Here is a 24,038-nt window from a genome sequence, read left to right as displayed (position 1 = left end):
CTACGCCCGCGCCGGCTCGGGCCTGGGGGCAGCGAGCAGCGCGACGTCGTCGTAGCGCTGGTGCACGTAGGGCAGCAGCCACTCCTGCGGCACCCGCTCCGCGATCCGGCCCACCTGGACGGTGCGCCGCCGACACCAGGTGATCGACCTGATCTGGCGAATGACGATGTCGGCCACCGGATCCAGCGGCGACTCCCCCAACTCGACGGTGCCGTCGATGGTCTCCAGCAGCTCGTAGTGGCGGTGGTACTCGCCGTAGACCAGGTGGGGGTCGGTGATGCCGCCGCCGTCGGGGGCGCGCAGGAACTTGAAGTAGAACTCGGTGTTCACCTGGTCGGGCGGCAACTCCGCCGGGCCGGTGATCTGTCCGTTCACCCTGATGAGCTGACAGCCCAGCCGGTCGACGGCGGCGGTGACGCGATCGCCGTCGCGCTCCACTTCGATGCGGGCCAATTTCTTTGGCTCACCGAATGTTTCGCGCCCGCCGGTGACCGACTGCTCGGTGGACTGGGGCATGAAGAGCGGATAGTCACCCTCGACGTCGCCGTGCCGGGCGGTCACCGAAAACACCGCCGACCCGAACGGCGCCATGCCCTCGATCCGGACCCGCTGCAGCTGGATGCGCACCAGCGGTTCGGCCGCCGGCTCCAGCGGCCGGGGCAGCACGGCGGCGACGATCTCCGGATCGGTGAGGTAGGTGACGGTGACCGCCTCGGTGGCGATCGGCGCCTTGGTGGCATCGATCTCGTGGTCGACCTGCGCCTCGGGCGGGCGAGGACCGTAGCGAATGACGTTGGTGCTCAACGGTTTCTCCTTCCGTTTTCTTCAGTCCTTGCCGGCGCTTCGGCCGAGGACGTCGACCAGGTAGTCGGGGGCTCCACGAGCGAGGATCGACGCCGCCTTGCTGCTCACCACCTGATCGGCGGGGGTGGGCGGGCCCATCATCCAGAAGCGGTCCGCGCGAATGCCGTCCACCACCTGGTCGGCGACCGTCTCGAGCGGGGTGAATTCGACGTGGGCGCCGGCGGATTCGAAGCGGGCCACGACCTTGTCCAGCGTCTGCTCGGGCGTGCGACGTTGCTGGGTGGCGGCGTAGCGCTGCGGGCGGTGCCGCCACGATTCCCAGATGCCGGTGTTCAAGAAGCCGCCGGGGAAAAGGACGTGCGCCCGCACCCGCGTCCCGGTCATCTCCAGGTGGGTGTAGAGGCTCTCGGTCAGGCAGAGCACCGCCGCCTTGGTCATCGGGTAGACCGCGGTGGCCGGGCCGCCCATGGCGCCCCGGGCGATCGGCGCGAACCCGCCGTTGCCCGAGCAGGTGTTGACCACGTGCCCTTCGCCCTGCTCGAGCAGGATGGGCACGAAGGCCTTGATGCCGTGGATGACGCCGAGCACGTTGACGTCGATCCCCCAGCGCCAGTCGGCCAGGTCGTGCTCCCACATGTATCCCTCGGAGACCCCGCCGGTGCCCGCGTTGTTGCACACCACGTGCACCGCGCCGAAGCGGGTCAGCGCCTCCTTGGCCAGCGACTCGACCGAGGAATAGTCGGTGACGTCGGTGAGAACCCCGGCCGCCTCGACGCCCTCGTCCGCGAGCGCCCGCGTCGCCTCCTCGAGGGGTTCGGCGAGGACGTCGGCCAGCACCACCTTCATGCCCTCGTGGCCGAAACGGCGGCCCATGGCCCGGCCGATGCCCCCGGCCCCGCCGGTCACGACCGCCACCTTGCCCCGCAGGTCTTCCATTGTGGCCATGGTCACATGGTCGCTTATATCACCGCAAGCAGTCGCAATATGCGACCATTGCGCCCATGGCCCCGCGCCCCTCCCCCCAGACCGAACGGGTCGTCAACCTGTTCGAGCAGCTGGCGGGCGACGGGAGCCGGGGAATGACATTGGCCGAGGTGTCGCGCCACTTGAGCGTGCACAAGGCCAGCTGCCACTCGATGCTGTCGGAGCTGCTCCGGGCCGGCTGGCTGCTGCGCGACCCGGTGCGCAAGACCTACCACCTCGGTCCGGCGCTGGTCCGCCTCGGCCGCGAGGCCGCGGGCCGCTACCCGGCCCTGGTGTTGGCCCGTTCCGCGATGGCCGAGCTGTCGGCCGCGACGGGCGCGCACTGCGTGGCCTTCTCGGTGAGCGAGGACTACTCGACCGTCGTCGATCAGGTCCGAAGCCGTCACGGCGGCGGTCACCCGATGCCCATCGGCACCCAGTTCCCCCACCGCCCGCCGTATGGGGCGTCGACTGTCGCGTGGGCCGGTCCCGAGGTTCGGGAACGCTGGCTGGCCGCCCTGCCCGACGACGTGCGCGACCGCTACCGCGAGGCCATCACCACCGCCCGGGCGCGTGGCTACGCCGTCGGCCTGCACCTCCTACCCGATCTGCGCCTGCAGGAACTGGCGCTGATCGTGCGCAGCGCCGAGGTGCGCTCCACCCGGCTGAGCCGGCTGGCACAGGAATTGACCGACGAGTTGATCCACCAGGAGGAGTGGTTCCCGATCGATCTCGACCCGGACCGCACCTACGAGGTGAGCCACATCGACTCCCCGATCCTGGGACCCGGGTCGCGCATCGCGTTGATGCTCAGCCTGGTCCCCAGCGCCGAGCCGATGAGCGGCGCGGCGGTCACCGGCCTGGGGGCCCAGCTGTCGTCGGCGACCCGCCGGCTGAGCGCCGCGTTGAGCGACGAATCCGCTTAGCGCCGCTGCGGAGCCAGCCGCTTGAGGGCCAGGCCCCCTTCGAAGGGTCGGTAGCCGAACGCGGCCGGGGCGCGATATCCCGTGTCCTCGAGGGGGGTCTGCACCTCGGCGACGGTGGGCCCGATCTTGCCGGCGACCGGCACCAGGGCATCGAGGTCGAAGCGGTACAGGCGAGCGGCGTTGCCGCCCAGTATCTTTCGGCAAACGTCCTGCGGCCTGTCGTGCAGGGCCCAACGAATGGCTAACGTGGAGTGGGGCGCAAAGCCTTCCTCGTGGGGATAGTCACTGCCCCACATGATGTGATCGGGGCCCATGAAGTCGATCATCGCGCTGTCGTACGGCATCAGCTCGGTGGCCAAATAGCAGTTCCGCTGGACGTATTCGCTCGGCGTCAGGGTGAGCTCGTCGACCGACGATCCGCCGAACATTCCGTAGGTGCGGTTGCCGGCGTCCGACTTCATGGTGGGCACCATGGCGTCGAGGACGGCGAGCTGCCCGGGCACCCAGAGCGTGCCCTGTTCGGTCGGCACGAATCGCAGCGTCGGGTGGCGCTCGAACACTCCGGCCAGAATCAGGTGACCGAGCGTCCGCTGGGCCCACAGCGCCATCTCGGTGATCAACACCGCGTTGGAGGCCGGTTGGTCCATCGGCATCTCCGGGCTGCCGGCGCCCGCGTGCTGCACCACCGTGAGGTCGAGTTCCGCGCACAGCGCCCAGAGCGGTTCATAGCGGGTGTGGAAAAGCGGGGCCACCTGCGAATCGCCGGGCGAGACCGGCGGAATGAGCACGCCGCCAAAGCATTCCTGCTCCGCACCCCAGCGGATCTCCTCCAGCGCCAAATCGACATCGTTGGGGAAGATTTGGATCAGCCCGCGGCGCCGGGCGGGCGCCAGCGAACAGAAATCGACCTGCCACCGGTTGTGGGCCTGCACGCCGGCCCAACGCTTCTCGAAGTCCTCGCGCGTGCGAGGCAGGCTGATGGTGATGTTCGGGGTCGTCGGGAAGAACGGCGGAACGGTGTTGGGCAGCAGCACCTCGGCGGCCACGCCGTCGGCGTCCATCTCGGCGATCCGAAGCTCGTGGTCCCAGTTCCGGTTGGCGGTCGCGACGATCAGATCGTCGAACGGGCTGGCGTAGGCCTTGGCCCACGCATCGAACTCCGCGTGCAGACTGGCCGGCAGATACGGTTTGTAGTCGTAAAGATCCGCCCCGGCGTGAGTGTCCGTCGAAATGACGACGTAGCGATCCAGCGTGTCCCAGCTTGTAGCCATCGCACCTCCAAAGGTACGTCGAGTATAGGAGAAACGGGTCGGCTCGCGAAGGGCCAACGAAAGTCCGGGCCGTGACCGGAGCAAGATGTCACCCGTGAGTTGGACGAGGTACGACGGCAGGGCGCTCGCGGACATCAGCCTGCACGGCGAAGCGCTGCACGCCGAGCTGGAAGACTATATCCGCGTTGACAATCCGCATCTGACGGACGTTCGACTCGAGCGGGCCACTGCGAGCGAGCCGTCCGACGCCGAACCTCAGAAGCGCTGGTATGACGTCACCTACCTGGCCGAAGACCCGGAGGGCAACCCGTAGCCGCGCGACGCAGCGGTCCATTTTCCCGCGCGGACGCCGACCTCGGCGCTAAATTCCTGTCCTGAGCGTTGCGAAGGAGCCGGCCGGTGCGGTCAATCATTGCCGTCGTCGTCGCGATCGGTTGCGCGCTCGTCGCGGCGCCGACGGCCGCGGCCGACGATGACTTCGTCGCCCTGGCGGTCTCCGTCGGGAGCGGACGCGCCGCCGGCTGGGGCACCGGGGGCAGTCAGGACCAGGCCAACCAGATCGCATTGGCCCACTGCACCGCCGAGGCCGGCGACGTGTGCGAAGTCGTGGCCGGCACGCGCAACGGCTGCGCATCGGTGGCGTTCGACCGTTCCGGCCGGTTCCAGGGCGGATCCGGCCCGGACACAACGGCATCCAATGCGGACGCCCTGGCCAGGCTGGGCGCGCCCAACGGACGGATCAAAGCCTCCCATTGCTCGTCATGAAAACCGCGGCGAAGCCTGCGCGCGATCGCGCGGTGGACACCGCGATTTCGGCTATCGTTCACTTAAGTCGTCCTTGACTTGTCGCCGATTGGCCCGCGCATAGAGGGGAGGCCATGGCTCATCTGACGGCCGGTGCTGCGAGGTGGGCGGCCGCCTGCGCGATCGTCCTGTCCACGGGCGCGCTGGCCTGCGCGGCACCGGCGGCGGCGGACGATGATGCCGATGATGCGTTCCTCGCCGGCCTCGACAAAGGCGGGATCACGATGTTCGACGACGACGATGCGATCGCAACGGCCCACGCGGTGTGCACCAGCATCGAAACGAACCCGAACGTATCCATGCTGGCAATCAAACTGACGAAGCAAACGCCCATGTCGGCGAAGCAATCCGGCTACTTCATCGGTCTTTCGGTGGCCAGCTACTGCCCGGAACACAGAGACGACGTCGATCCGTCGATGACGTGGTTGATACCACCACCGCTGATGTGAGAGCGGGTCACGCGCTCAGCCCTGCGCCGCGGTCAGCCAGAACACCGTGCGTTCAATGCCGGGCACGATCTCGGTAACGTCGATCTCCCCTTGGGCGAATCGCGTGAGAAACCCGAACACGACGCCGGGCAGGATGAGCTCGAGGTCTTTGGCGAACCCCGGATCCGCTTGGGCCAGAATGGCTTTGGCGACCGGGACGACGGCGTCGACACCGCGCTGGATGAGGCGTTTCCCCCCGGGCCCCGATCGCGCCTGGAAGTAGGAGCGCAGCATCAACGGGTGCTGTTCCCACGGCTCGAAGATGGTCCTCATCACGTGCATCAGGTCCACATAGATCGAATCGCCGGGCAGATCGTCGATCAGCGAAGGCAATCCCGCGTAGCGGTTGGCGTCCATCCAGCCTTCCAGCGCGGCGACGATGAGTTCGTCGCGCGTCGGATACCGCTTGTAGATGGTCGCCAACGAAACGCGGGCCCGTCGCGCCACCTCGCGGAGCTGAACGGCCTCGTAGCCCTCGGTGTCGAGCATCTCGACCACGATGTCCAGGATCGGATCGACCCGCGGCCCCGACGCGCTGTCCACGGTCTCCACTCGGGGCCCTGTCGCCTTCACAGTAACCATGTTACTGTGAGCACGGGAGTAACGGCGTTACTCCGGCCTGATCTGGGCCGATGACCAAGGAAAGAGGAAACGCGCCGTGGGTTCGTTAGATGGCAAAGTCGCCTTCATCACCGGGGTGGCGCGCGGCCAGGGCCGCAGCCACGCGGTACGGCTCGCCCGCGAGGGCGCCAACATCATCGGGATCGACATCTGCGCCGATATCCCCGCCAACGGATATCCGATGGCCTCCCGCGAGGAACTGGACCAGACCGTCGCCCTCGTCGAAGAGGCCGGCGGAAAGATGCTGGGCACGGTGGCCGATGTGCGCGACTTCGAGCAGGTCAAGACCGCGATGGATAGCGGCGTCGAGCACTTCGGCCGCCTCGACATCGTGTTGGCCAACGCCGGGATCGCGCCATTGGCGTTCCGCGAGTTGAGCATTGAGGAGGAGCTGGCGCAGTGGCGCGCGGTCGTCGGCGTCAACCTCGACGGGGCCTATCACACCGCGTGGGCGGCCGTTCCGCATCTGTTGACCGGTAATCGCGGCGGGGTGATCATCTTCACCAGCTCGACCGCCGGCATCAAGGGCTTCGGCGGACTGCAAGGCGGCGGCCTGGGCTACGCGGCGTCCAAACACGGCATAGTCGGGTTGATGCGCACCATGGCCAATGCGCTTGCGCCGCTGAATATTCGGGTGAACACCGTGCACCCGACCGCCGTCAACACGATGATGGCGACCAACGACGACATGACCGATTTCCTGGGGAAGAATCCCGGCGCCGGCCCCCACCTGCAGAACCCGATGCCCGTCGGCATGCTGGAACCCGAGGACATCAGCGCCGCCATCGCCTACCTGGTCTCCGATGACGCCAAGTACGTGACCGGCGTGACCTTCCCCGTCGACGCCGGCTTCTGCAACAAGGTCTGATACCCATGGCAACGAACAATCCACCGGGCCGCGTCGCGGGCAAACGGGTCCTGATCACCGGGGCGGCGCGCGGCATGGGACGCTCGCACGCGGTGCGGCTGGCCGAAGAGGGCGCCGACTGCATCCTCGTCGACATCTGCTCCACCCCAGAGGGTTTGGAATACCCGCTGGCCACCGAGGACAATCTGAACGAGACCGCGAAACTGGTCGAGAAACACGGCCGACGGGCGCTCACCGCGGTCGTCGACGTGCGTGACGAGGCCGCGTTGAAGGCGGCGGTCGACGCGGCCGTCGACGAACTCGGCGGGCTCGACGGCGCCGTCGCCAACGCCGGCGTGCTGACCGTCGGCACCTGGGACACCACCACCGCCGAGCAGTGGCGGCTGGTCGTCGACGTCAACCTCATCGGCGCCTGGAACACCTGCGCGGCGGCGCTCCCCCACCTCGTCGAACGGGGCGGCGGAAGCCTGGTCAACATCAGCTCCTCGGCCGGCATCAAGGGGACCCCGCTGCACGTGCCCTACACGGCGTCCAAGCACGGCATCGTGGGGATGACGCTCGCACTCGCCAACGAGCTTGCCGCCCAGAACATTCGGGTCAACACCGTGCACCCCACCGGGGTGGCCACCGGGATGGCGCCCCCGACGATGCACACGCTGATCGCCGAGCAGCGGCCCGACCTGGTGCCCATCTTTCTCAACGCGTTGCCCGCGACGCTGATCGAGGCGACCGATGTGAGCAACGCGGTGCTCTACCTCCTCTCCGATGAATCCCGTTATGTCACAGGACTCGAGCTGAAAGTGGACGCCGGTGTCACCATCAGGTAGTGCTTTGACGGACGACGGTGCGCGACACGAGCGAGGGGTGCGCACCTTCGCCGAGGTGATGACGTTCAACCCGCCCGACGGTCAGGGCCCTTTCACGGCAGGGCTGGTCGACTTCGTGTTCGGCGAGGTGTGGTCGCGGCCGGGGCTCAGCCGCCGCGATCGACGGTTCGTGACGCTGGCCTGCGTCGCGGCCGCGGACGCGCAGGCCCCGCTCGAGCAGCACGTCTATGCGGCTTTGAACAGCGGCGACCTCACGATCACCGAAATGCGGGAAACGGTCCTGCATTTCGCCGTCTACGCGGGCTGGCCGAAGGCGTCGCGGTTCAACATCGCCGTGGATCAGCAGTGGGCGAAGATCGCCGAGGCGCGCGGAGAGACGCCTCCCCCGCCGGAGCCGTTGCTGCCGCTGGTCACCGCCAGTGATCCCGAGCAGCGGCTGCAGGGCGGCGAAGAATCGTTCAAGGAGATCAACTGCCTGCCGTTCGCGCCGATGCGCGACAACCCCTACTCGGGCGCGGGCATCCTGAACTTCGTCTTCGGCGAGATGTGGCTGCGACCCGGCTTGGGCATGAAGGAACGCCGCCTCATCACGGTTGCCTGCGTCGCCTTCCAGGACGCCGAAATCCCGATCATGTCGCACGTGTACGCGGCGCTGAAGAGCGGCGACGTCTCGTTCGGGGAGATGGACGAACTGGCGCTGCAATTCGCGGCGTACTACGGCTGCGCCAAGGCGGATTACCTCAACCAGGTGATCGCGCAACAGAAGCAGCGGGTGGCGGCCGAAAACCAGGCCGATCCCGCGCCCGTCGGCTGACACGACAACGGAGGACACTGCCATGACGGCAACCGCGTCGTCGCCGACGCTCTCGGGTGCGTTACTCATTGGCGGAGAACGCATTACCGCGGCATCCGGTGGAACCTACCGCCACGTCTACCCGGGCACCGGCCTGCCCAACGCGTCCATACCCATGGCCGGCCACAGCGAGGTCGACAGAGCCGTCGACAGCGCATGGGACGCGCACCGGGAATGGATGTCCTACCCCGTCGATCGCCGCCGCGATCTGTTGTTCGCGCTGGCCGATGCGGTGCGCGACCACTTCACCGAGCTGAGCGAGCTCAACGTGCACGACTACGGCGTCCCGATCGCGGTTGCCGGCAACTCCGTACTGACGGAGCGGTTCCTGCGCTACTACGCCGGATACGTCGACAAGTCGCATGGCGCAAGCACTCCCGTCGCCGGTGTGTTCGACGTCAACATCGTCGGACGCGAACCCTACGGCGTCGTCGGCGTCCTCACCCCGTGGAACGGGCCGCTGGTGGTCGTCGGCGCGGCCGTGGCGCCCGCGCTGGCGGCGGGAAACGCCGTCATCCTCAAACCGTCGGAAGTTGCGTCGTTGGCGCCCTTGCGTTTTGGCGAACTCTGCCTCGAGGCGGGCCTGCCGCCGGGATTGGTGAACGTGCTGCCGGCCGGTCCGGACGGCGGCGACGCGCTGGTTCGTCACCCGAGGGTCGGCAAGATCCACTTCACCGGTGGCCAGGCGACCGCGCAGAAAGTACTGCAGGCCGCATCGCACAACCTCACACCCGTGACGGCCGAATTGGGCGGCAAATCGGCGTATCTCGTGTTCGCCGACGCCGACCTCGACATGGCCGCCGTCATCGCGGCCCACCAGGGGCCCATCACCCAGGCCGGCCAAAGTTGCGCCTGCGCCTCCCGGATCCTCGTCGAAGCGTCGGTGTACCCCACGTTCGTGGAGAAACTCGTGGCGACCGTGCAGGCCGCGAAGGTCGGGGATCCGCTGCAGCCCGACGTCATGCTCGGGCCCGTCATCAGCGAGGCGGCCGCCGAGCGCATCCTCGGCGTCATCGACCAAGCGGTCAGTGAGAAGGCCGGTGACCTGATCACCGGCGGTCGCCGCCTGGGCGGTGACCTCGCGTCCGGCTATTTCATCGAGCCGACGATCTTCACCAACGTGGACAACCGCTCGGCGCTGGCGCAGACCGAGACATTCGGGCCGGTGGCGTCGGTGATGCCGTTCCACGACGAGGACGAGGCGGTCAGGATCGCCAACGATTCCCGCTACGGCCTCAACGCCTTCGTGGCCACCTCCAACCTGGAACGCGCACACCGGGTTGCGCGCCGGCTGGAAGCGGGGTCGGTGTGGGTGAACAGGCACAGCGACATCGCGCCCCAAGGCCCCTACGGCGGATACAAGCAAAGCGGGTTCGGCCGCACCGGCGGCGTCGAAGGCCTCTACGACTTTTTGCAGGTGAAGAACATCCGCATCGGCATGGGCTGACGGACGAAGCTGCGAAAGACCGTGTACATCAGGTATTTCCGCTAGAGGCGTACAGTCGCGTTCATGAATTTGGTCGAGTGGCTGCGGACCCCCCGCTACTTGCGGACACGCTTCATGATGGAAACGCGGCCCCTGAACAGCCTCGAGATGGAGATCGTGTTCCTCGAGGTCTCCGCCCGCGACGCGCTGGTGCGCCTGCCCGTGGCGTTCATGCTCCTGCCGAAGACCGTCCGCCCGTGGCGCGATCGCCCGGCCAACCCGGAGCAGGACAACTAGGGCGTTGGCGCCCACGCGATTACGTGGGGCCCGGCCTGATGGCCACGGGCGCCGACCGGAGCCCCCGCCCTTCCTGCGCCGATAATGGCTTGGGAGTTGCCGCCGCATCGGGCATGCTGACGGTATGCATGTGATCAACGGGGTCCGTGACCCGGCGGCAGGCTTTCCCCTCGACACCGTGGCGGACGACGCCGGCGAGCGCCGGCAGGCCAACCGTGCGGTTGCCGTCAGCGCCATCGGGCTGGCGCTGACCGGGCTGGTGGAATTGGTCATCGCGCTGCTGTCCGGTTCGGTGGCACTGCTCGGCGACGCGCTGCACAACCTGTCCGACGTGTCCACCAGCGCCCTGGTGTTCGTGGGCTTCCGCGCCTCGCGCAAGGTGCCCACCGAGCGGTACTCCTATGGCTACGAACGCGCCGAAGACCTCGCCGGCATCGGGGTGGCCCTGGTGATCTGGGGCAGCGCCGTGGTCGCCGGTTTCGAGAGCATCACCAAGTTGCTGCGCCACGGCGGCACCGGTTACGTGGGCTGGGGCATCGCCGCGGCCGCCGTCGGCGTCGTCGGCAATCAGCTGGTGGCCCGCTACAAACTGGTGGTGGGCAAGCGAATTCGGTCGGCGACCATGGTCGCCGACGCCAAGCATTCCTGGCTGGACGCGTTGTCGTCGGCCGGGGCGGTGCTGGGGCTGATCGGGGTGGCACTCGGCTGGGGCTGGGCCGACGCGGTCGCCGGAATCGTCGTCACCGGATTCATCTGCCACGTCGGCTGGGAGGTCACCGCCGACATCGCGCATCGCCTGCTCGACGGCGTCGACCCCGACATCATCACCACCGCCGAGGCCCTCGCCGCCTCGGTACCCGGCGTGACGCACGCGCACGCCCGCGCCCGGTGGACCGGGCGGACCCTGCGCGTGGAGGTGGAAGGGTTCCTGAACGCCGACACGTCGCTGGCCGCATCCGATCAGATCGGTCGCAGCGTCGCCGCCGCCCTGGCGCCACGGATCCCGGAGATGCAGAGCTTCACCTGGACGGCGCGCGCGGCCTGATCCGGCCTGAAGTCACCGGCGGCGGAACCGCTCCCGCAGCTGTGGGTCGTTCTCCCACCACAGCCCCGACGGTGCGGCGCCGTCGCTCACGGCGCCGTCGGCCTCGTCCAACTCGGCATCGACCGCCACCGCGTGCGCCGTCTCGTCGCGGGACAGCGCACGCATCAGCAGCAGCACGAACGGCCAGCCGACCAGATCCCCGACGATCCACAGCACGCCGGCGCCGATCGTCTGGTCCAGGCGCGGATCCGGCCCCCAGGAACGTTGCAGCCCCGCGTAATACGCCGCGCCGATCAGCGGCCCCTGCCAGATGACCAATCCCAGGACGCCGTCACCGAGCGCCTCGGCGACGGTGATCAGCAACGAGATCGACTGCGGGTACCTGCGGGGTACGGGATCTTCCTGCAGCCGGGCATAGAAGTAGCCAAAGCCGAACACTATCAACAGGATTCGCGTTGGCGCGCCGATCCATTCGGTCCGCAGCGCCGCGGTATACCAGGGCGTCAGATACAGCAGCCAGGGCGCGGCGAGCATCGCCACCGATGTGGTCGCCGGATGCGCCACCCAGCGGGCCAACCGGGACGCCAGCAGCCGGTCGATGCGATCACGCCCGGCCGGCCCGACGGCGTCGCGCAGGACGGTGACCGGCTTGGCCTGGGCGAAGAAGAAGGGCACGACGTAGAGCAGCAGCAGGACCTGCAGCGCGCGCACCCAGAACAGGATGTAGGCGTAGGCGCCGATCGCGCTGATCGCGGCCAGCAGCCACACCAGCGCGCCCACGGCGAAGCACGCGGCGTGCGCGGCACCGAGGGGGTGTTCGGCGTTGCGCGTGCGCCGGTAGCACCAGGCGTATCCGGCCCCGAGCGCCGCGATGACGGCCGCGGAGACGAGGTCGAGATGCCAGGTCTGAACCGCCGCGTCCCATGTCAGCGGTCCAGGATCGACGCGCACGGGCACCAGCCTAGGGCGGCCCCGCCCGGCTCAGTTGCCGCTTGCGCCTTCGGGCTTCGGGCCGCGGTCCTCGCCGGTGATGTACTTCGGGCAGTAGTGGGCGGCCGAGAGGAAGGTGAACTTGGCCGCGCTGGCGCCCTGGAAGGCCGGGTTCTGGTTGCGCAGGTCCGTCACGATCTTCGCGTCCGACTGCCCGTCGTCGAGCAGCTCACACACCGACTTGCCGATGGTGATCGCATTGCCGGCGTCCTGGTAGGTGATGCCGGCGTCGCGCAGGTCCTTGAGGAAATCCTGATCGTTGTCGACGTCCGCGCGGGCCGGGGCGGCCAGGCCGATCACGGCGGCGGCACTGCAAAGCCCAAGAAAAAGCCCGAGGAGAAATCGCATAACGCCTAGATTCTTTCAAACCCGGCGGCAATTGGCATCTCGGCGCCGCTACGGGGTGTTCGTGGTTGAGGTGATCGTGTTGGGGCAGTACGAGTGGGCCGCGATGGCCGCGAACTGGTTGGCCTTGTCCTCGTTCAGCGCGGAGTTCTTGGACAGCAACGTCTTGACCACGTCGGGCATCTGCGTGCCCTGGCCGACCGTGTCGCACACCCATTTGCCCGCCCCGACGGCCTTGTCCGGGTCGGAGAAGGTGATGCCGGCCGCGTGCAGCGATGCGATGAACGCGTCGTCGGTGCCATCGGCGTGCGCCGCTGCGGCCAGACCGATCGTGACGGCGAGGCCGGACAGGGCGAGCAGGAGCTTCATGGCTCACGAATTCTCCCAGAGGCGTCGCCGTCGCGCATCAACTTTCTGGCGTCAACCCTTGGTTGACAGCCGTAGGCGCGTCAACCTACCGTTGACGACATGTCCGAACCGATCCGCATCGCCTATCCGATCCGCCTCGACGAGCTGATCACCGCGATCAAGACCACACACCCCGACGTGCTGGATCAACTGGCCGACGCCGTGCTGGCCGCCGAACACCTGGGCGAGGTCGCCGACCACCTGATCGGCCACTTCGTGGACCAGGCCCGCCGCTCGGGAGCGTCCTGGACCGACATCGGCAAGAGCATGGGCGTCACCAAACAGGCCGCCCAGAAGCGATTCGTGCCGCGGGCCGAGCCCGCCACCCTGGTTCCCGAGCAGGGCTTCTCGCGTTTCACCCCGCGGGCGCGCGGCGCGGTCGTGGCGGCCCAGAACGCCGCGCACGAAGCGGGCCACGGCGAGATCACCCCCGACCATCTGCTGATCGGGGTGCTCGCCGACGCGGCCGCCCTGGCAACGGTGCTGCTGCGCCTGCAGGACGTCGACACCGAGGCGCTACGCGACGCCGCGGCCGCGTCGATCGCCGCGCTGCGCGTGGAAGACCAACCGCCCGAACTCATCCCGTTCAGCGGGCCGGCGCGCAAGGCGCTCGAATTGACCGTGCGCGAGGCGCTTCGGCTCGGCCACAACTACGTCGGCACCGAGCACCAGCTGCTGGCGCTGCTCGAGCTGGAGGCCGGCTCTTCCTCGCAGGGACCGCTGCACCGATGCGGCGTCGACAAGGACCGGGTCGAGGCGGATCTGATCGCGGCGCTGGAATCGCTCGCCGGCGGGAAAACCGTTGCCCCGGACGCCGACGGCGACGGCTGACGGGCGGGGGCCGACCCCTCCCTTCGGCGCTGCCGCGTGTGCGATCATGCGAGGGTCCCCAACGGTGCCAAGGAGGCAAGACATGGCGAAGATGCGCCGCTGGCTGGTATCGGTGTCCGCCTTGTTGGTTGCCGCGGCGAGCGTCACCGCCGTCGTGTCGGTCCCCCGCGCGTGGGCCGGTGACGCGCCGATCGGCCACATCGGGGACACGCTGCGCGTGGACACCGGCACGTTCGTCGCGGACGTGACGGTGAGCGGCGTCGCGCCCTGCGACCCACCGCCCGGATTCGGCTACACGCGCGAAGGCACCTACAAGGGCTTCCCCGGCAGCACCGCCGAGCGCGCCGACGTGACCATTCGCGCGATCCGAGTGCCCAATCCGTACGTCATGGCGACCATCTTCAGTTTCAACGGGGTGACCCCCAACGCCGACGCCTACAAGCCGCGCGCCTCGGATGCGCCCGACGCGCTGGACAACGTGATCGTCAACGCGCCGAACGGGGCGATCGTGCGCGGCGGCGTGTATTGGGACGCCTACCGCGACCCCGTCTCCACCGTCGTCCTGCTGGACAAGAAGACGGGCTATCACCTCGCCCAGTGGAATCTTTGATCCGAACCGTCCAGGTCTCCGCGGCGGGCTCTGCCGACGCCGTAGAGCTGGCGAGCGTTGCGGCACAAACCTTTCCGCTGGCGTGCCCGCCCGGGGCGGCCCAGGAGAATATCGCGGCGTTCGTGGACGCGAACCTGTCGGCCGAGCGCTTCGCGGACTACCTCGCCGATCCGCACCGTGCGGTCCTCGCCGCGGCGCGCGACGGCCGAATAATCGGCTACGCCATGCTGATTCGCGACTCCGGCGCCGACGCCGCCGAGCTGTCCAAGATTTACGTGCTGCCCGAATATCACGGCGGCGGGGTGTCGACGGCGCTGATGGACCGCGCGCTGGCCACCGCCGGCGAGTGGGGCGCGCGCCGCGTGTGGCTGGGGGTCAATCGGGCAAACCAACGCGCGCAACGCTTTTACGCCAAGAGCGGATTCCGGATCAGCGGCACCAGGACCTTTCAACTCGGCGCCGACCTCGAGCACGACTATGTCATGGTTCGCGAGCTGGGTTAGCCGCCGCAGTCAACGCCAAAAGCCGGGAAGTGGCCCGCAGGTACTTCTTTCGGTATCCGCCGGCCAGCATCTCGTCGCTGAAGATGGTGTCCAGCTTGGTGCCCGACGCCACCACGGGAATGCCGGCGTCATAGAGCCGGTCGGTCAGCGACACCAGCCGCAGCGCGACGTTCTGGTCGTCGATCCCGTGCACGCCGGTCAGAAACACCGCGCGCACGCCCTCGATCAACGTCAGGTACCGCGACGGGTGCATGGTGGCCAAGTGAGCGCACAGCGCGTCGAAGTCGTCGAGCGTCGCCCCGTCGACCTGCGCCGCGCGCGCCGCCACCTGTTCGTCGGACAGCGGCTGTGGCGCCGGCGGCAGGCCACGGTGCCGGTAGTCGGGGCCCTCGATCCGCACGGTGGTGAAAATGCTTGCCAGCGTGTTGATCTCGCGCAGGAAATCCTGCGCTGCGAAACGGCCCTCGCCCAGTTGCTCGGGCAAGGTGTTGGAGGTGGCGGCCACCGACACCCCGCGCTCGACCAGCGACGAGAGCAGGCGCGCGATCAGCGTGGTGTTGCCCGGGTCGTCGAGCTCGAACTCGTCGATGCACACCGCCGTGTAGGTGGCCAGCAGGTCGACGCATTCGACGAAGCCGAACACCCCGGCGAGCTGGGTGAGCTCGCCGAAGGTCGCGAACGCCTTGGGGGGCGGGCCATCCGGCGCGCCACCGGGCGCCCCACCCGGTCCCTGCCCGGGCAGCGCGTAGTAGGCCGACGCCAACAGGTGCGTCTTGCCCACCCCGAACCCGCCGTCCAGGTACAGCCCGACGCCGGGCAGAACCTCCCGTCGTCCCAACAGTTTTCGCCGGCCCGCGCGGCGCTGCGTGGCCTGCCGGCAGAAGTCCTGACACGCCAGGACCGCGGCGGCCTGCGTCGGCTCGGCCGGATCAGGCTGGTACGTCGCAAAGCTCACGTCGGCGAACGTCGGCGGCGGCCTCAACTGGGCGATCAGCCGCTCCGGCGACACGGTCGGATGCCGATCCACCAGGCGCGCGACGCCGGGCGAAGCGCCCGCGGAGGTGGACCCGTGCATGCGAGAACTGTAGCGGCGTGCTGCAATCAGACACATGCCCGAGACGCCGCTGTCGCTGCTGGGCTCGATGCGCGAACTCGACGACGGCGAACTCCCCCGGCTTTACGGCTATCCCGAGCGCAACGCGACCTGGGTGCGGGCGAACTTCATCACCAGCGTCGACGGCGGAGCCACGTCCGGCGGCAGCAGCGGGGCCATGGGCGGGCCGGGCGACCGGTTCGTCTTCAACCTGCTGCGTGAGCTCGCCGACGTCATCGTGGTGGGCGCGGGCACCGTGCGGATCGAGGGTTATTCCGGGGCGCAGCTGAGCGTCGCCCAGCGTCAGCGCCGGCAGGGCCGTGGGCAAAGCGAAGTCCCGCCGCTGGCGATCGTGACCAAATCCGGCCACCTCAACCGGGACATGGCCGTGTTCACCCGTACCGAGGTGCCGCCCCTGGTGCTCACCTGCACCGCGGCGGCCGCCCAGACGCGGCGGCTGCTCAGCGGCCTGTGCGAGGTCCTCGACTGCTCCGGCGGCGACCCCGAGAAGGTCGACGAGGCCACCCTGCTGGCGACCCTCGGCGCGCGCGGGCTGCGCCGCATTCTCACCGAGGGCGGGCCGATGCTGCTGGGCACGCTGATCGAGCGCGACATGCTCGACGAGCTGTGCCTGACGATCGCGCCCTACCTCGTCGGCGGTCAGGCGCGACGCATCGCGGCCGGCCCGGGCCAGCTGCTCACCGGGATGCGTTGTGCCCACGTCCTGACCGACGACGCCGGCTACCTTTACACCCGCTACGTCAAGGCCTAGCTACTGTGGTCGACATGAGTCGGCCGTACACGTGCGCCACGATCCTGGTTGCGGTGACCGCGCTGCTGGCCGGCTGCGTCCCGGGCCTGGCCGCCAACCCGCGCTTCGCCACCAATTCCGGTGCGCGGCCGCAGGGAGCGGCCACGTCGAAGCCGGCGCCCACCGGCCCGCCCCCGATCGCCGCACCCAAAAACGACCTGGCGTGGCACGACTGCACCTCGCGGGTGTTCGCCGACGCGGCCGTTCCCGCCGCGGCGGGTGTGCAGCTGGACTGCGCGAACTACGACTCCGACCTGGACCCGGTCAACGGCGGGGGCGGCAGCCTGAGCATCGGCGTGGTGCGCGCCCGCTCCGACAAGACGCCCCACGATGCCGGGCCGCTGGTTCTGACCACCGGCTCGGATCTGCCGTCGTCGGCGCAATTGCCGATCTGGTTGTCCCGGGCCGGCGCCGACGTGCTGGCCGCCCACCCGATCGTCGCCGTCGACCGTCGCGGCATCGGCATGTCGAGCCCCATCGACTGCCGGGACAAGTTCGACCGCCAGGAGATGCGGGACCAGTCGCAGTTCCAGACCGGCGACGACCCGGTGGCCAACCTGTCCGAGGTCGCCAACACCGCGACCACCAACTGCACCGACGCCATCGCGCCGGGCGCCTCCGCGTACGACGACGCGCACGCCGCCTCCGACATCGAGCGGTTGCGCAGCACGTGGGACGTGCCCGCCCTGGCGCTGATTGGCGTCGGCAACGGCGCACAGGTGGCGCTGGCCTACGCCGGATCGCGGCCGGACAAGGTCGCCCGCCTGATCCTCGACTCGCCGGTTGCGTTGGGCACCAACGCCGAAGCCGCCGCCGAGCAACAGGTCAAGGGGCAGCAGGCCGCGCTCGACGCCTTCGCCGCCCAGTGCATCGCCGTGAACTGCGCGCTGGGTCCGGACCCCAAGGGCGCGGTCAGCGCTCTGCTGGCCGACGCCCGGGCCGGCAAGGGCCCCGGCGGTGCGTCGGTGGCGCAGGTCGCCAACGCCATCACCGTCGCGCTGGGCTTTCCCTCCGGCGGGCGCGTCAACGCCACCACCAACCTGGCCAACGCGCTGGCGGCCGCCCGCTCCGGCGACACCAACGGGCTGAACAACCTGATCAACCACGCCAACACCGTGCAGGACTCCGACGGTCAGTTCGTCAACGTCTGCAGTGACGCCGTCAACCGCCCGACCCCGGACCGGGTGCGCGAATTGTTCGTCGCCTGGGGCAAGCTCTATCCCCAATTCGGCACCGTCGCCGCGCTCAACATGGTCAAGTGCGTGCACTGGCCCACCGGTTCCCCGCCGCCCTCACCGAAGAGCCTGAAGGTCGACGTGCTGCTGCTCGGCGTGCAGAACGACCCGATCGTGGGAACCGACGGGGTCGCGGCGACCGCGGCCAGCATCATCAACGCCAACTCGGCCAGCAAGCGGGTGATGTGGCAGGGCATCGGGCACGGCGCCAGCATCTATTCCGGCTGCGCGGTTCCCCCGCTGATGGGCTACCTCAGCAGCGGCAAATTGCCCAACACCGACACCTACTGCCCGGCCTGATGCTGCCTTCAGCGGCGCCGGCGCGCCGGTGTACGGTGCGCTGGTGACGGCAGCTGAATCGACCCGAACCGGCTCGCGTGAGCGGCTCCTGGCCGCCTTTCGTCCCCGCACCGGCGCGCCGAGCGTGGCGAGCATATTGCGGTCCGCGCTGTGGCCGATCGCGATCTTCTCGGTGCTGCACCGCAGCATCGTCATCACCACCAACGGCAACATCACCGACGACTTCAAACCCGTCTACCGGGCGGTGCTGAACTTCCGGCGCGGCTGGGACATCTACAACGAGCACTTCGACTACGTCGATCCGCACTACCTGTACCCGCCCGGCGGCACGCTGTTGATGGCACCGTTCGGATACCTGCCCGAGTATCCGTCGCGCTACCTGTTCATCCTGATCAACACCCTGGCGATCCTGGCCGCCTGGTACCTGCTGCTGCGGATGTTCAACTACACGCTGTCCTCCGTGGCCGCGCCCGCGTTGCTGCTGGCCATGTTCTGCACCGAGACGGTGACCAACACGCTGGTGTTCACCAACATCAACGGCTGCGTCCTGCTCGCCGAGATGCTGTTTTTGCGCTGGCTGCTCGACGGGCGGGTCAGCCGACAGTGGTGGGCCGGCGTGGCGATCGGCCTGACGCTGACGCTCAAACCGGTGCTCTTGCCGTTGCTGTTGCTGCCCGTGCTGAACCGCCAGTGGCGGACTCTGGTGCCCGCCTTCGTGATTCCCATCGTCGTCAACGCGGCCGCGTGGCCGTTGGTCAGTGACCCGATGGACTTCGTCACCCGCACGGTGCCCTACTTCCTGGGCACCCGCGACTATTTCAACAGCTCGATCGAGGGCAACGGCGTGTACTTCGGCCTGCCCACCTGGCTGATCGTGTTCCTGCGAATCCTGTTCACGCTGCTGGCGATTGGGGCCCTGTGGCTGCTGTATCGCCACTACCGCACCCGGGACCCGCGGTTCTGGTTGACCAACTCCGCGGGCGTGCTGCTGCTGTGGTCGTTCCTGGTGTCGTCGCTGGCCCAGGGCTACTACTCGATGATGCTGTTCCCGTTCCTGATGACGGTCGTGCTGCCCAACTCGCTGATCCGCAACTGGCCTGCGTGGCTGGGGATCTACGGCTTCATGACCCTTGACCGCTGGCTGCTGTTCAACTGGATGCGGTGGGGCCGGGCGCTGGAGTACCTCAAGATCACCTACGGCTGGTCGCTGCTGTTGATCGTCACGTTCACCGTGCTGTACTTCCGGTATCTGGACGCCAAGGCGGAGAACCGGCTCGACGACGGGATCGATCCGGCGTGGCTGATGACCGAGCGGCAGCGCGCTACCGTGGATGCATGACCTCCCCCGACGTATCGCGTCCGAAGCTGCAGCTGACCGACGACGAGTGGCGCCAGAAGCTCACCCCGGAAGAGTTCCACGTGCTGCGTCAAGCCGGCACCGAGCGACCCTTCACCGGTGAATACACCGACACCAAGACCGAGGGCGTGTACCAGTGCCGCGCCTGCGGTGCCGAATTGTTCCGCAGCACAGAGAAATTCGAGTCGCATTGCGGCTGGCCGTCGTTCTTCGACCCGGCAAAATCTGATGCGGTGATCCTGCGGCCCGACCATTCCCTGGGGACGACGCGCACCGAGGTGCTGTGCGCGAACTGCCACAGCCACCTGGGCCACGTGTTCGCCGGTGAGGGCTACCCGACGCCGACGGATCAGCGGTACTGCATCAACTCGGTCTGCCTGCGGCTGGTGCCAGCCGAGTAGCTCGTCGCGGTTCCCTTCTCGCCAGCTGCCGCGACACTTAAACGGTTGCGAAGACGCGCCGCACAGCCTCGCAGCCCTTTAAGTTTCGTCGGATCCCACCGACGCGTCGTTACGTCTTTGAGGTTGTGGACGACGTATTCGTGGGCAGCGAGGCAGTGCGACTCGGCCTCGTGAGCGCCTACCAGCTGCGAACGGACTTCCGCGCGATCTATCCGGACATCTATCTGTCGAACGCGGTGACACCGTCGCTGAGGACGCGTTCGACTGGGACGTTTCTATGGTCGCGGCGGCGCGGCGTGCTGGCCGGACTCGCCGCGGCAGCGCTGCACGGGTCGCGGTGGATCGACGACGATGAGCCCATCGAGTTGATCTGGCGCAACCCGCATCCGCCGTGCGGTGTGATCACCCGAAATCAGCGCATCCAGCCCGACGAAGTCACCCGGGTCAGCGGTTTGCCGGTGACCACTCTTGCCAGGACCGCGTTCGACCTTGCCCGGCTGCGTCCCATCGGCGAGGCGGTGGCGCGGATCGACGCGTTGATGCGTGCCACGCCGTTCTCGCTCGAGGAGGTGCTGCTGCTGGCCAAGCGATACCGCGGTGCGCGCGGCCTGCGTCGGCTGAGGTTAGCCTTGCCGCTGGTCGACCCGGGCGCGGCGTCGCCCAAGGAGACGTGGTTGCGCTTACTGCTGATCGACGCCGGCCTGCCCGTCCCGACCACGCAGATACCGGTGCAGGACAACTGGCGACTGATCGCGTTGCTCGACATGGGCTGGGAGGAGTACAAGGTGGCCGCCGAGTACGACGGCGATCACCATCGCACCAACCGCAAGCAGTACGCACGTGATCAGAGTCGGCTACGAAAGCTAGAAGAATTGGGGTGGACCGTCATCCGGGTGATCGCCGACGACAAGCCGGGCGACGTTGTGGGCCGCGTACGCCGTGCACTCATCCGCCGCGGATACCGCGACACTTAACCAGTTGCGCCGACACGCCGAAAAATATCGCAGCGGTTTAAGTTTCGCGGTATGGACGGGGGCGTGGCGCGGGGCGGGGGCTTCGCGGTACGGGCGGGGGCGTGGCGCCCGAGGCACTCAATCGACCCGCGTGGCGTGCACTTCCCAGAACGGCGCGTACACCCGGCTGCCGTCGAGCCAGGGCTCCATGGCGCGGAATCGTTCCAGGAGCTTCTCCGCCTCCTGCGCCATGTCGGGATTGCGCGCGGCCATCAGTTCGATGGACTCGACGCTGATGTTGACCTGGTAGGTGGTCGGGCCAAGGTAGGTGATCTCCCAACCGGCGTCCGGCAGCACATCGCGAAAGTCGTTCTCCGACAAAGACCGCAGCATCTTGAAGCCGTTGACGTTGTGTTCGCCGAACTCGAACATGTACAGCCGTGCGCCCGGCCTGGTCGCGCGCCGCAGTGCCTCCACGTAGGACCGTCGCAGCTCGGGCTCGGTGCTGAAGGTGTGGTAGAACGCGCAGTCGACCACCGTGTCGAAGTGGCCATCGAACCCGTCCAGCTTGGTGGCGTCGGCCAACTCGAAATTCACTGATACGCCGGCCTTTTCGGCGTTCTCCCGGGCGCGCTCGATTGCGCCGGCCGAGCCGTCGATGCCGGTCGCCGAATAGCCCTTCGAGGCGTAGTAGATGGCGTGGTGGCCGGGACCGGTGCCCGGGTCGAGCACCTCACCTTTGATCGCGCCCACCGCCACGAGCTGCTGGACCACCGGTTGGGGGCCGCCGATGTCCCACGGAGTGGCGGTGGGCAGGCCGTGCGACGTCCGGTCGTCGCGGTACATCTGCTCGAAACGGGCGGGGTCGGTCGGATCGAACGGCGCTGTCATGGCAGGGCTTTCACCAACTGCTCGACGGGCACCCGAGGGCCGGTGAAAAACGGCGTCTCCTCGCGGGTGTGCCGGCGGGCGTCGGTGGCGCGCAGCTCACGCATCAAGTCGACGATGCGGTGCAGTTCGGGAGCCTCGAAGGCCAGGATCCACTCGTAGTCGCCGAGCGCGAACGCCGGGACCGTGTTGGCGCGGACGTCCTTGTATTCGCGGGCGGCCATGCCGTGCTCGGCGAGCATGCGGCGGCGTTCCTCGTCGGGCAGCAGATACCACTCATAGGACCGCACAAAGGGATACACGCAGATGTAGTTGCCGGGCTCCTCGCCGGCCAGGAACGCCGGGATGTGGCTCTTGTTGAACTCGGCCGGCCGGTGCAGGGCGACGCTGCTCCACACGGGCGAGCTGGCCCGTCCCAGCGCGGTGGTGCGGCGGAAATCGGCGTACGTGGCCTGCAGCGCCTCGACGCGTTCGGCGTGCGTCCAGATCATGAAGTCCGCGTCGGCCCGCATGCCCGCCACGTCGTAGAGGCCGCGCACCACGACCCCGCGCTCCTCCTGTTGCTTGAGGAACGTCGACGCCTCGTCAATCACGTCGTCGCGCTGCTCACCCAGTTCACCCGGCTCGACGGAGAAGACCGAGAACATCAGGTAGCGAATTTGGGAGTTGAGGGAGTCGTAGTCGAGCTTGGCCATGAAACCTATCGTGCCACCTGTCCATCTCGGTCTTCGATGGCCTTGATCACACGCTCGGCCGCGCGGCCGGCCGCACCGACGCAGGCCGGCACGCCGATGCCGTCGAGGTAGCTGCCCGCCACCGCCAGCGTCGCCGGCAGGCCCGCGCGCACCTCGGCGACCAGATCGGCATGACCCGGGCCGTACTGCGGCATGGCGTCGATCCAGCGCTGCACCCGGACGTCGACGGGGTCGACGGTCAGCCCGAAGACGGTCGCCAGGTCGCCCAGCGCCCAGGCCAGCAGCTCGTCGTCGGCGGTGCTGGCCGCGACGTGGTCGCCGAACCGCCCGAACGACAGCCGCAGCAGCTGCACGTCGGCGCGGACGCCCCATTTTCTGGACGACAGCGTGATGGCCTTGGCCCGCAACCGCTCACCGGTGGCCACCAGCACGCCCGAACACGCGGGGAAGGCGGTGGCACCCGGCACCGCCAGCGCCAGCACCACCGACGATGCGTTGGCGATGCGCCCGGCGGCGGCGACGCTGCGCGGGGCGATGTCGGCGAGCAGGCGGCACGCCTCGTGCGCGGGCACGGCGAGGATGACCGCATCGGCGGGCCAGCGGGCGCCCGTGTCGTCGAGCACCGCCCAGCCCGTGCCGGCGCGTTCGAGGCGCGGCACTGCGGCGCGCACCCAGCGCGGCCGGGCGCGCGCGGCGAGCCCCTCGACCAGCACCCGGTATCCGCCGTCGAGCGCCCCGAACACCGGCGCGCCGGTGGCCGGCGGCACGGCCTGCGTGACGGCCTCGGTCAGGCTGGCGGCGCCGCGGTCCAGGGCCGCGGCCACGGTGGGGGCGGCCGCGCGCAGGCCGATGGTGGCCGCCGAGCCCGCGTAGACCCCGCTCAGCAGCGGATCCACCGACCGCGAGACCACCTGCTCGCCGAACCGGTCTCCCACCAGGTCGGCCACCGCGGGATCGTCGCCGGCGTGCCACTCCAGCGGGCGGGAGGGTTCGGCGTCGATGCGGGCGACGGTCGTCTCGTCGACCAATCCCGCCACCGACGCGGCCGACGACGGGATGCCCACGACCGTGCCCGTCGGCAACGGGCGCAGCTGCTGCCCGCTGTAGATCAGCGGGCGGACGCCGGTCGAAACAAGTTGGTGCCCAGTCAAATTCAGTTCGCCCAGCAGCGCCGGCAGCTCCGGTCGTCGCAGCACGAACGCCTCGGCGCCCAGGTCCATCGGCACCCCGCCGACCCGCTCGGTGCGCAGGATCCCGCCGAGCCTCTCCCCCGGGTCGAACAGCGTGATCGCCGCGTCGGCGCCGAGGGCCATGCGCAGCCGGTAGGCCGTCGTCAGGCCCGAGATCCCGCCCCCCACAACGCAATACGAGCCCCGGCCGATTGTCCGGCTCCTCCTCTGGCCGTCCCGGCCCGCATCGTCGCCG

At 68.7% G+C, this 24,038-nt stretch carries 29 protein-coding genes; 18 read left to right on the top strand and 11 right to left on the bottom strand.

All coding sequences use genetic code 11. From position 1 onward, the window contains the following. Together JF781_RS11350 and JF781_RS11345 are read right to left on the bottom strand one after the other, a co-directional pair. The gene (locus JF781_RS11350; protein ID WP_225329840.1) at window positions 1-804 is read right to left on the bottom strand and encodes an acetoacetate decarboxylase family protein; all 804 of its coding nucleotides are present in this window, start codon (window positions 802-804) and stop codon (window positions 1-3) included. A gap of 21 nt (window positions 805-825) precedes the next feature. Continuing rightward, window positions 826-1,740, bottom strand: a complete 915-nt coding sequence (locus tag JF781_RS11345) for an SDR family oxidoreductase (RefSeq protein ID WP_225329865.1) — start codon at window positions 1,738-1,740, stop codon at window positions 826-828. A 65-nt stretch (window positions 1,741-1,805) separates the two neighbouring features. Here JF781_RS11345 and JF781_RS11340 point away from each other — a divergent pair, with 65 nt between their 5' ends. After that, window positions 1,806-2,693, top strand: a complete 888-nt coding sequence (locus JF781_RS11340) for an IclR family transcriptional regulator (protein ID WP_225329841.1) — start codon at window positions 1,806-1,808, stop codon at window positions 2,691-2,693. Here the strand turns inward: JF781_RS11340 and JF781_RS11335 are convergent. Then, window positions 2,690-3,964, bottom strand: coding sequence for an amidohydrolase family protein (locus JF781_RS11335; protein WP_225329842.1), 1,275 nt, complete (start codon window positions 3,962-3,964; stop codon window positions 2,690-2,692). The two genes, JF781_RS11340 and JF781_RS11335, sit on opposite strands and share 4 nt — an antisense overlap. Before the next feature lie 94 nt (window positions 3,965-4,058). On the opposite strand from JF781_RS11335, the gene JF781_RS11330 reads away from it, so the two are divergent. The 3 genes from JF781_RS11330 (at window position 4,059) to JF781_RS11320 (ending at window position 5,217) form a co-directional block, all read left to right on the top strand. After that, window positions 4,059-4,277, top strand: a complete 219-nt coding sequence (locus JF781_RS11330) for a hypothetical protein (protein WP_225329843.1) — start codon at window positions 4,059-4,061, stop codon at window positions 4,275-4,277. A gap of 86 nt (window positions 4,278-4,363) precedes the next feature. Further along, window positions 4,364-4,729, top strand: a complete 366-nt coding sequence (locus JF781_RS11325; RefSeq protein ID WP_225329844.1) for a DUF4189 domain-containing protein — start codon at window positions 4,364-4,366, stop codon at window positions 4,727-4,729. 113 nt (window positions 4,730-4,842) lie between these two features. Beyond that, window positions 4,843-5,217 (top strand): DUF732 domain-containing protein, encoded by a 375-nt coding sequence (locus JF781_RS11320; protein ID WP_225329845.1) that lies wholly within the window; start codon window positions 4,843-4,845, stop codon window positions 5,215-5,217. 15 nt (window positions 5,218-5,232) lie between these two features. On the opposite strand, the gene JF781_RS11315 is transcribed toward JF781_RS11320, so the two are convergent. Then, window positions 5,233-5,799 carry a TetR family transcriptional regulator gene (locus tag JF781_RS11315; RefSeq protein ID WP_225329866.1) on the bottom strand — a complete coding sequence of 189 codons (567 nt, stop codon included), beginning with the start codon at window positions 5,797-5,799 and terminating at the stop codon, window positions 5,233-5,235. A 115-nt stretch (window positions 5,800-5,914) separates the two neighbouring features. On the opposite strand from JF781_RS11315, the gene JF781_RS11310 reads away from it, so the two are divergent. The 6 genes from JF781_RS11310 (at window position 5,915) to JF781_RS11285 (ending at window position 11,193) form a co-directional block, all read left to right on the top strand. Next, window positions 5,915-6,745: a mycofactocin-coupled SDR family oxidoreductase gene (locus tag JF781_RS11310; protein WP_225329846.1), complete on the top strand. Its 831-nt coding sequence runs from the start codon at window positions 5,915-5,917 to the stop codon at window positions 6,743-6,745. A gap of 5 nt (window positions 6,746-6,750) precedes the next feature. Further along, a complete protein-coding gene (locus JF781_RS11305; protein ID WP_225329847.1) occupies window positions 6,751-7,572 on the top strand; it encodes a mycofactocin-coupled SDR family oxidoreductase in 822 nt (273 codons plus the stop codon). 58 nt (window positions 7,573-7,630) lie between these two features. After that, window positions 7,631-8,386 (top strand): carboxymuconolactone decarboxylase family protein, encoded by a 756-nt coding sequence (locus JF781_RS11300; protein ID WP_225329867.1) that lies wholly within the window; start codon window positions 7,631-7,633, stop codon window positions 8,384-8,386. Between the two features lie 22 nt (window positions 8,387-8,408). Beyond that, window positions 8,409-9,872: an aldehyde dehydrogenase gene (locus JF781_RS11295; protein WP_225329848.1), complete on the top strand. Its 1,464-nt coding sequence runs from the start codon at window positions 8,409-8,411 to the stop codon at window positions 9,870-9,872. Between the two features lie 63 nt (window positions 9,873-9,935). Continuing rightward, entirely contained in the window at window positions 9,936-10,148 is a 213-nt protein-coding gene (locus JF781_RS11290) for a hypothetical protein (RefSeq protein ID WP_225329849.1), read from the top strand. Between the two features lie 124 nt (window positions 10,149-10,272). Next, window positions 10,273-11,193 carry a cation diffusion facilitator family transporter gene (locus tag JF781_RS11285; protein ID WP_225329850.1) on the top strand — a complete coding sequence of 307 codons (921 nt, stop codon included), beginning with the start codon at window positions 10,273-10,275 and terminating at the stop codon, window positions 11,191-11,193. Window positions 11,194-11,205: 12 nt separating this feature from the next. On the opposite strand, the gene JF781_RS11280 is transcribed toward JF781_RS11285, so the two are convergent. Genes JF781_RS11280 through JF781_RS11270 form a run of 3 tightly spaced genes read right to left on the bottom strand, consistent with a single transcriptional unit; the run spans window position 11,206 to window position 12,897 of the window. Then, window positions 11,206-12,144 (bottom strand): cytochrome c oxidase assembly protein, encoded by a 939-nt coding sequence (locus JF781_RS11280; protein ID WP_225329851.1) that lies wholly within the window; start codon window positions 12,142-12,144, stop codon window positions 11,206-11,208. 30 nt (window positions 12,145-12,174) lie between these two features. Next, window positions 12,175-12,531 carry a DUF732 domain-containing protein gene (locus tag JF781_RS11275; RefSeq protein WP_225329852.1) on the bottom strand — a complete coding sequence of 119 codons (357 nt, stop codon included), beginning with the start codon at window positions 12,529-12,531 and terminating at the stop codon, window positions 12,175-12,177. A gap of 48 nt (window positions 12,532-12,579) precedes the next feature. Beyond that, the gene (locus JF781_RS11270) at window positions 12,580-12,897 is read right to left on the bottom strand and encodes a DUF732 domain-containing protein (protein WP_225329853.1); all 318 of its coding nucleotides are present in this window, start codon (window positions 12,895-12,897) and stop codon (window positions 12,580-12,582) included. Between the two features lie 99 nt (window positions 12,898-12,996). On the opposite strand from JF781_RS11270, the gene JF781_RS11265 reads away from it, so the two are divergent. From JF781_RS11265 to JF781_RS11255, 3 genes are all read left to right on the top strand, one after another. Then, window positions 12,997-13,767 (top strand): Clp protease N-terminal domain-containing protein, encoded by a 771-nt coding sequence (locus tag JF781_RS11265; protein WP_225329854.1) that lies wholly within the window; start codon window positions 12,997-12,999, stop codon window positions 13,765-13,767. A gap of 91 nt (window positions 13,768-13,858) precedes the next feature. Continuing rightward, on the top strand, window positions 13,859-14,377 hold the full coding sequence (locus tag JF781_RS11260; RefSeq protein WP_225329868.1) for a hypothetical protein: 519 nt from the start codon (window positions 13,859-13,861) through the stop codon (window positions 14,375-14,377). Continuing rightward, on the top strand, window positions 14,365-14,880 hold the full coding sequence (locus tag JF781_RS11255) for a GNAT family N-acetyltransferase (protein ID WP_225329855.1): 516 nt from the start codon (window positions 14,365-14,367) through the stop codon (window positions 14,878-14,880). The genes JF781_RS11260 and JF781_RS11255 overlap by 13 nt, the downstream gene beginning before the upstream one ends. On the opposite strand, the gene zapE is transcribed toward JF781_RS11255, so the two are convergent. Continuing rightward, window positions 14,858-15,991, bottom strand: a complete 1,134-nt coding sequence (gene zapE, locus JF781_RS11250) for a cell division protein ZapE (RefSeq protein ID WP_225329856.1) — start codon at window positions 15,989-15,991, stop codon at window positions 14,858-14,860. The genes JF781_RS11255 and zapE overlap by 23 nt on opposite strands. Between zapE and JF781_RS11245 the strand changes: the two genes are divergently transcribed. The 5 genes from JF781_RS11245 to JF781_RS11225 all read left to right on the top strand — a co-directional run bounded on the left by JF781_RS11245 (window position 15,990) and on the right by JF781_RS11225 (window position 21,051). After that, window positions 15,990-16,745 carry a pyrimidine reductase family protein gene (locus tag JF781_RS11245; protein ID WP_225329857.1) on the top strand — a complete coding sequence of 252 codons (756 nt, stop codon included), beginning with the start codon at window positions 15,990-15,992 and terminating at the stop codon, window positions 16,743-16,745. The two genes, zapE and JF781_RS11245, sit on opposite strands and share 2 nt — an antisense overlap. Window positions 16,746-16,759: 14 nt before the next feature. Further along, on the top strand, window positions 16,760-18,319 hold the full coding sequence (locus JF781_RS11240; protein ID WP_225329858.1) for an alpha/beta hydrolase: 1,560 nt from the start codon (window positions 16,760-16,762) through the stop codon (window positions 18,317-18,319). 28 nt (window positions 18,320-18,347) lie between these two features. After that, window positions 18,348-19,658 (top strand): arabinofuranan 3-O-arabinosyltransferase, encoded by a 1,311-nt coding sequence (aftC, locus tag JF781_RS11235; protein WP_225329859.1) that lies wholly within the window; start codon window positions 18,348-18,350, stop codon window positions 19,656-19,658. Next, window positions 19,655-20,077 (top strand): peptide-methionine (R)-S-oxide reductase MsrB, encoded by a 423-nt coding sequence (gene msrB, locus JF781_RS11230; protein WP_225329860.1) that lies wholly within the window; start codon window positions 19,655-19,657, stop codon window positions 20,075-20,077. Before aftC ends, msrB begins: the two co-directional genes overlap by 4 nt. Before the next feature lie 125 nt (window positions 20,078-20,202). Further along, window positions 20,203-21,051, top strand: coding sequence for an endonuclease domain-containing protein (locus tag JF781_RS11225; protein ID WP_225329861.1), 849 nt, complete (start codon window positions 20,203-20,205; stop codon window positions 21,049-21,051). A gap of 117 nt (window positions 21,052-21,168) precedes the next feature. On the opposite strand, the gene JF781_RS11220 is transcribed toward JF781_RS11225, so the two are convergent. Genes JF781_RS11220 through JF781_RS11210 form a run of 3 tightly spaced genes read right to left on the bottom strand, consistent with a single transcriptional unit; the run spans window position 21,169 to window position 23,995 of the window. After that, complete coding sequence (locus JF781_RS11220; protein WP_225329862.1) at window positions 21,169-21,921, bottom strand: class I SAM-dependent methyltransferase; 753 nt, start codon at window positions 21,919-21,921, stop codon at window positions 21,169-21,171. Next, entirely contained in the window at window positions 21,918-22,613 is a 696-nt protein-coding gene (hemQ, locus tag JF781_RS11215; RefSeq protein WP_225329863.1) for a hydrogen peroxide-dependent heme synthase, read from the bottom strand. The genes JF781_RS11220 and hemQ overlap by 4 nt, the downstream gene beginning before the upstream one ends. A 5-nt stretch (window positions 22,614-22,618) precedes the next feature. Then, a complete protein-coding gene (locus tag JF781_RS11210; RefSeq protein ID WP_225341166.1) occupies window positions 22,619-23,995 on the bottom strand; it encodes a protoporphyrinogen oxidase in 1,377 nt (458 codons plus the stop codon). Between the last annotated feature and the right edge of the window lie 43 nt (window positions 23,996-24,038).

The sequence above is a fragment of the Mycobacterium sp. WUMAC-067 genome (assembly GCF_020217485.1).
Classification (GTDB): domain Bacteria; phylum Actinomycetota; class Actinomycetes; order Mycobacteriales; family Mycobacteriaceae; genus Mycobacterium.
This window is presented reverse-complemented; position numbering and strand designations above follow the sequence as displayed.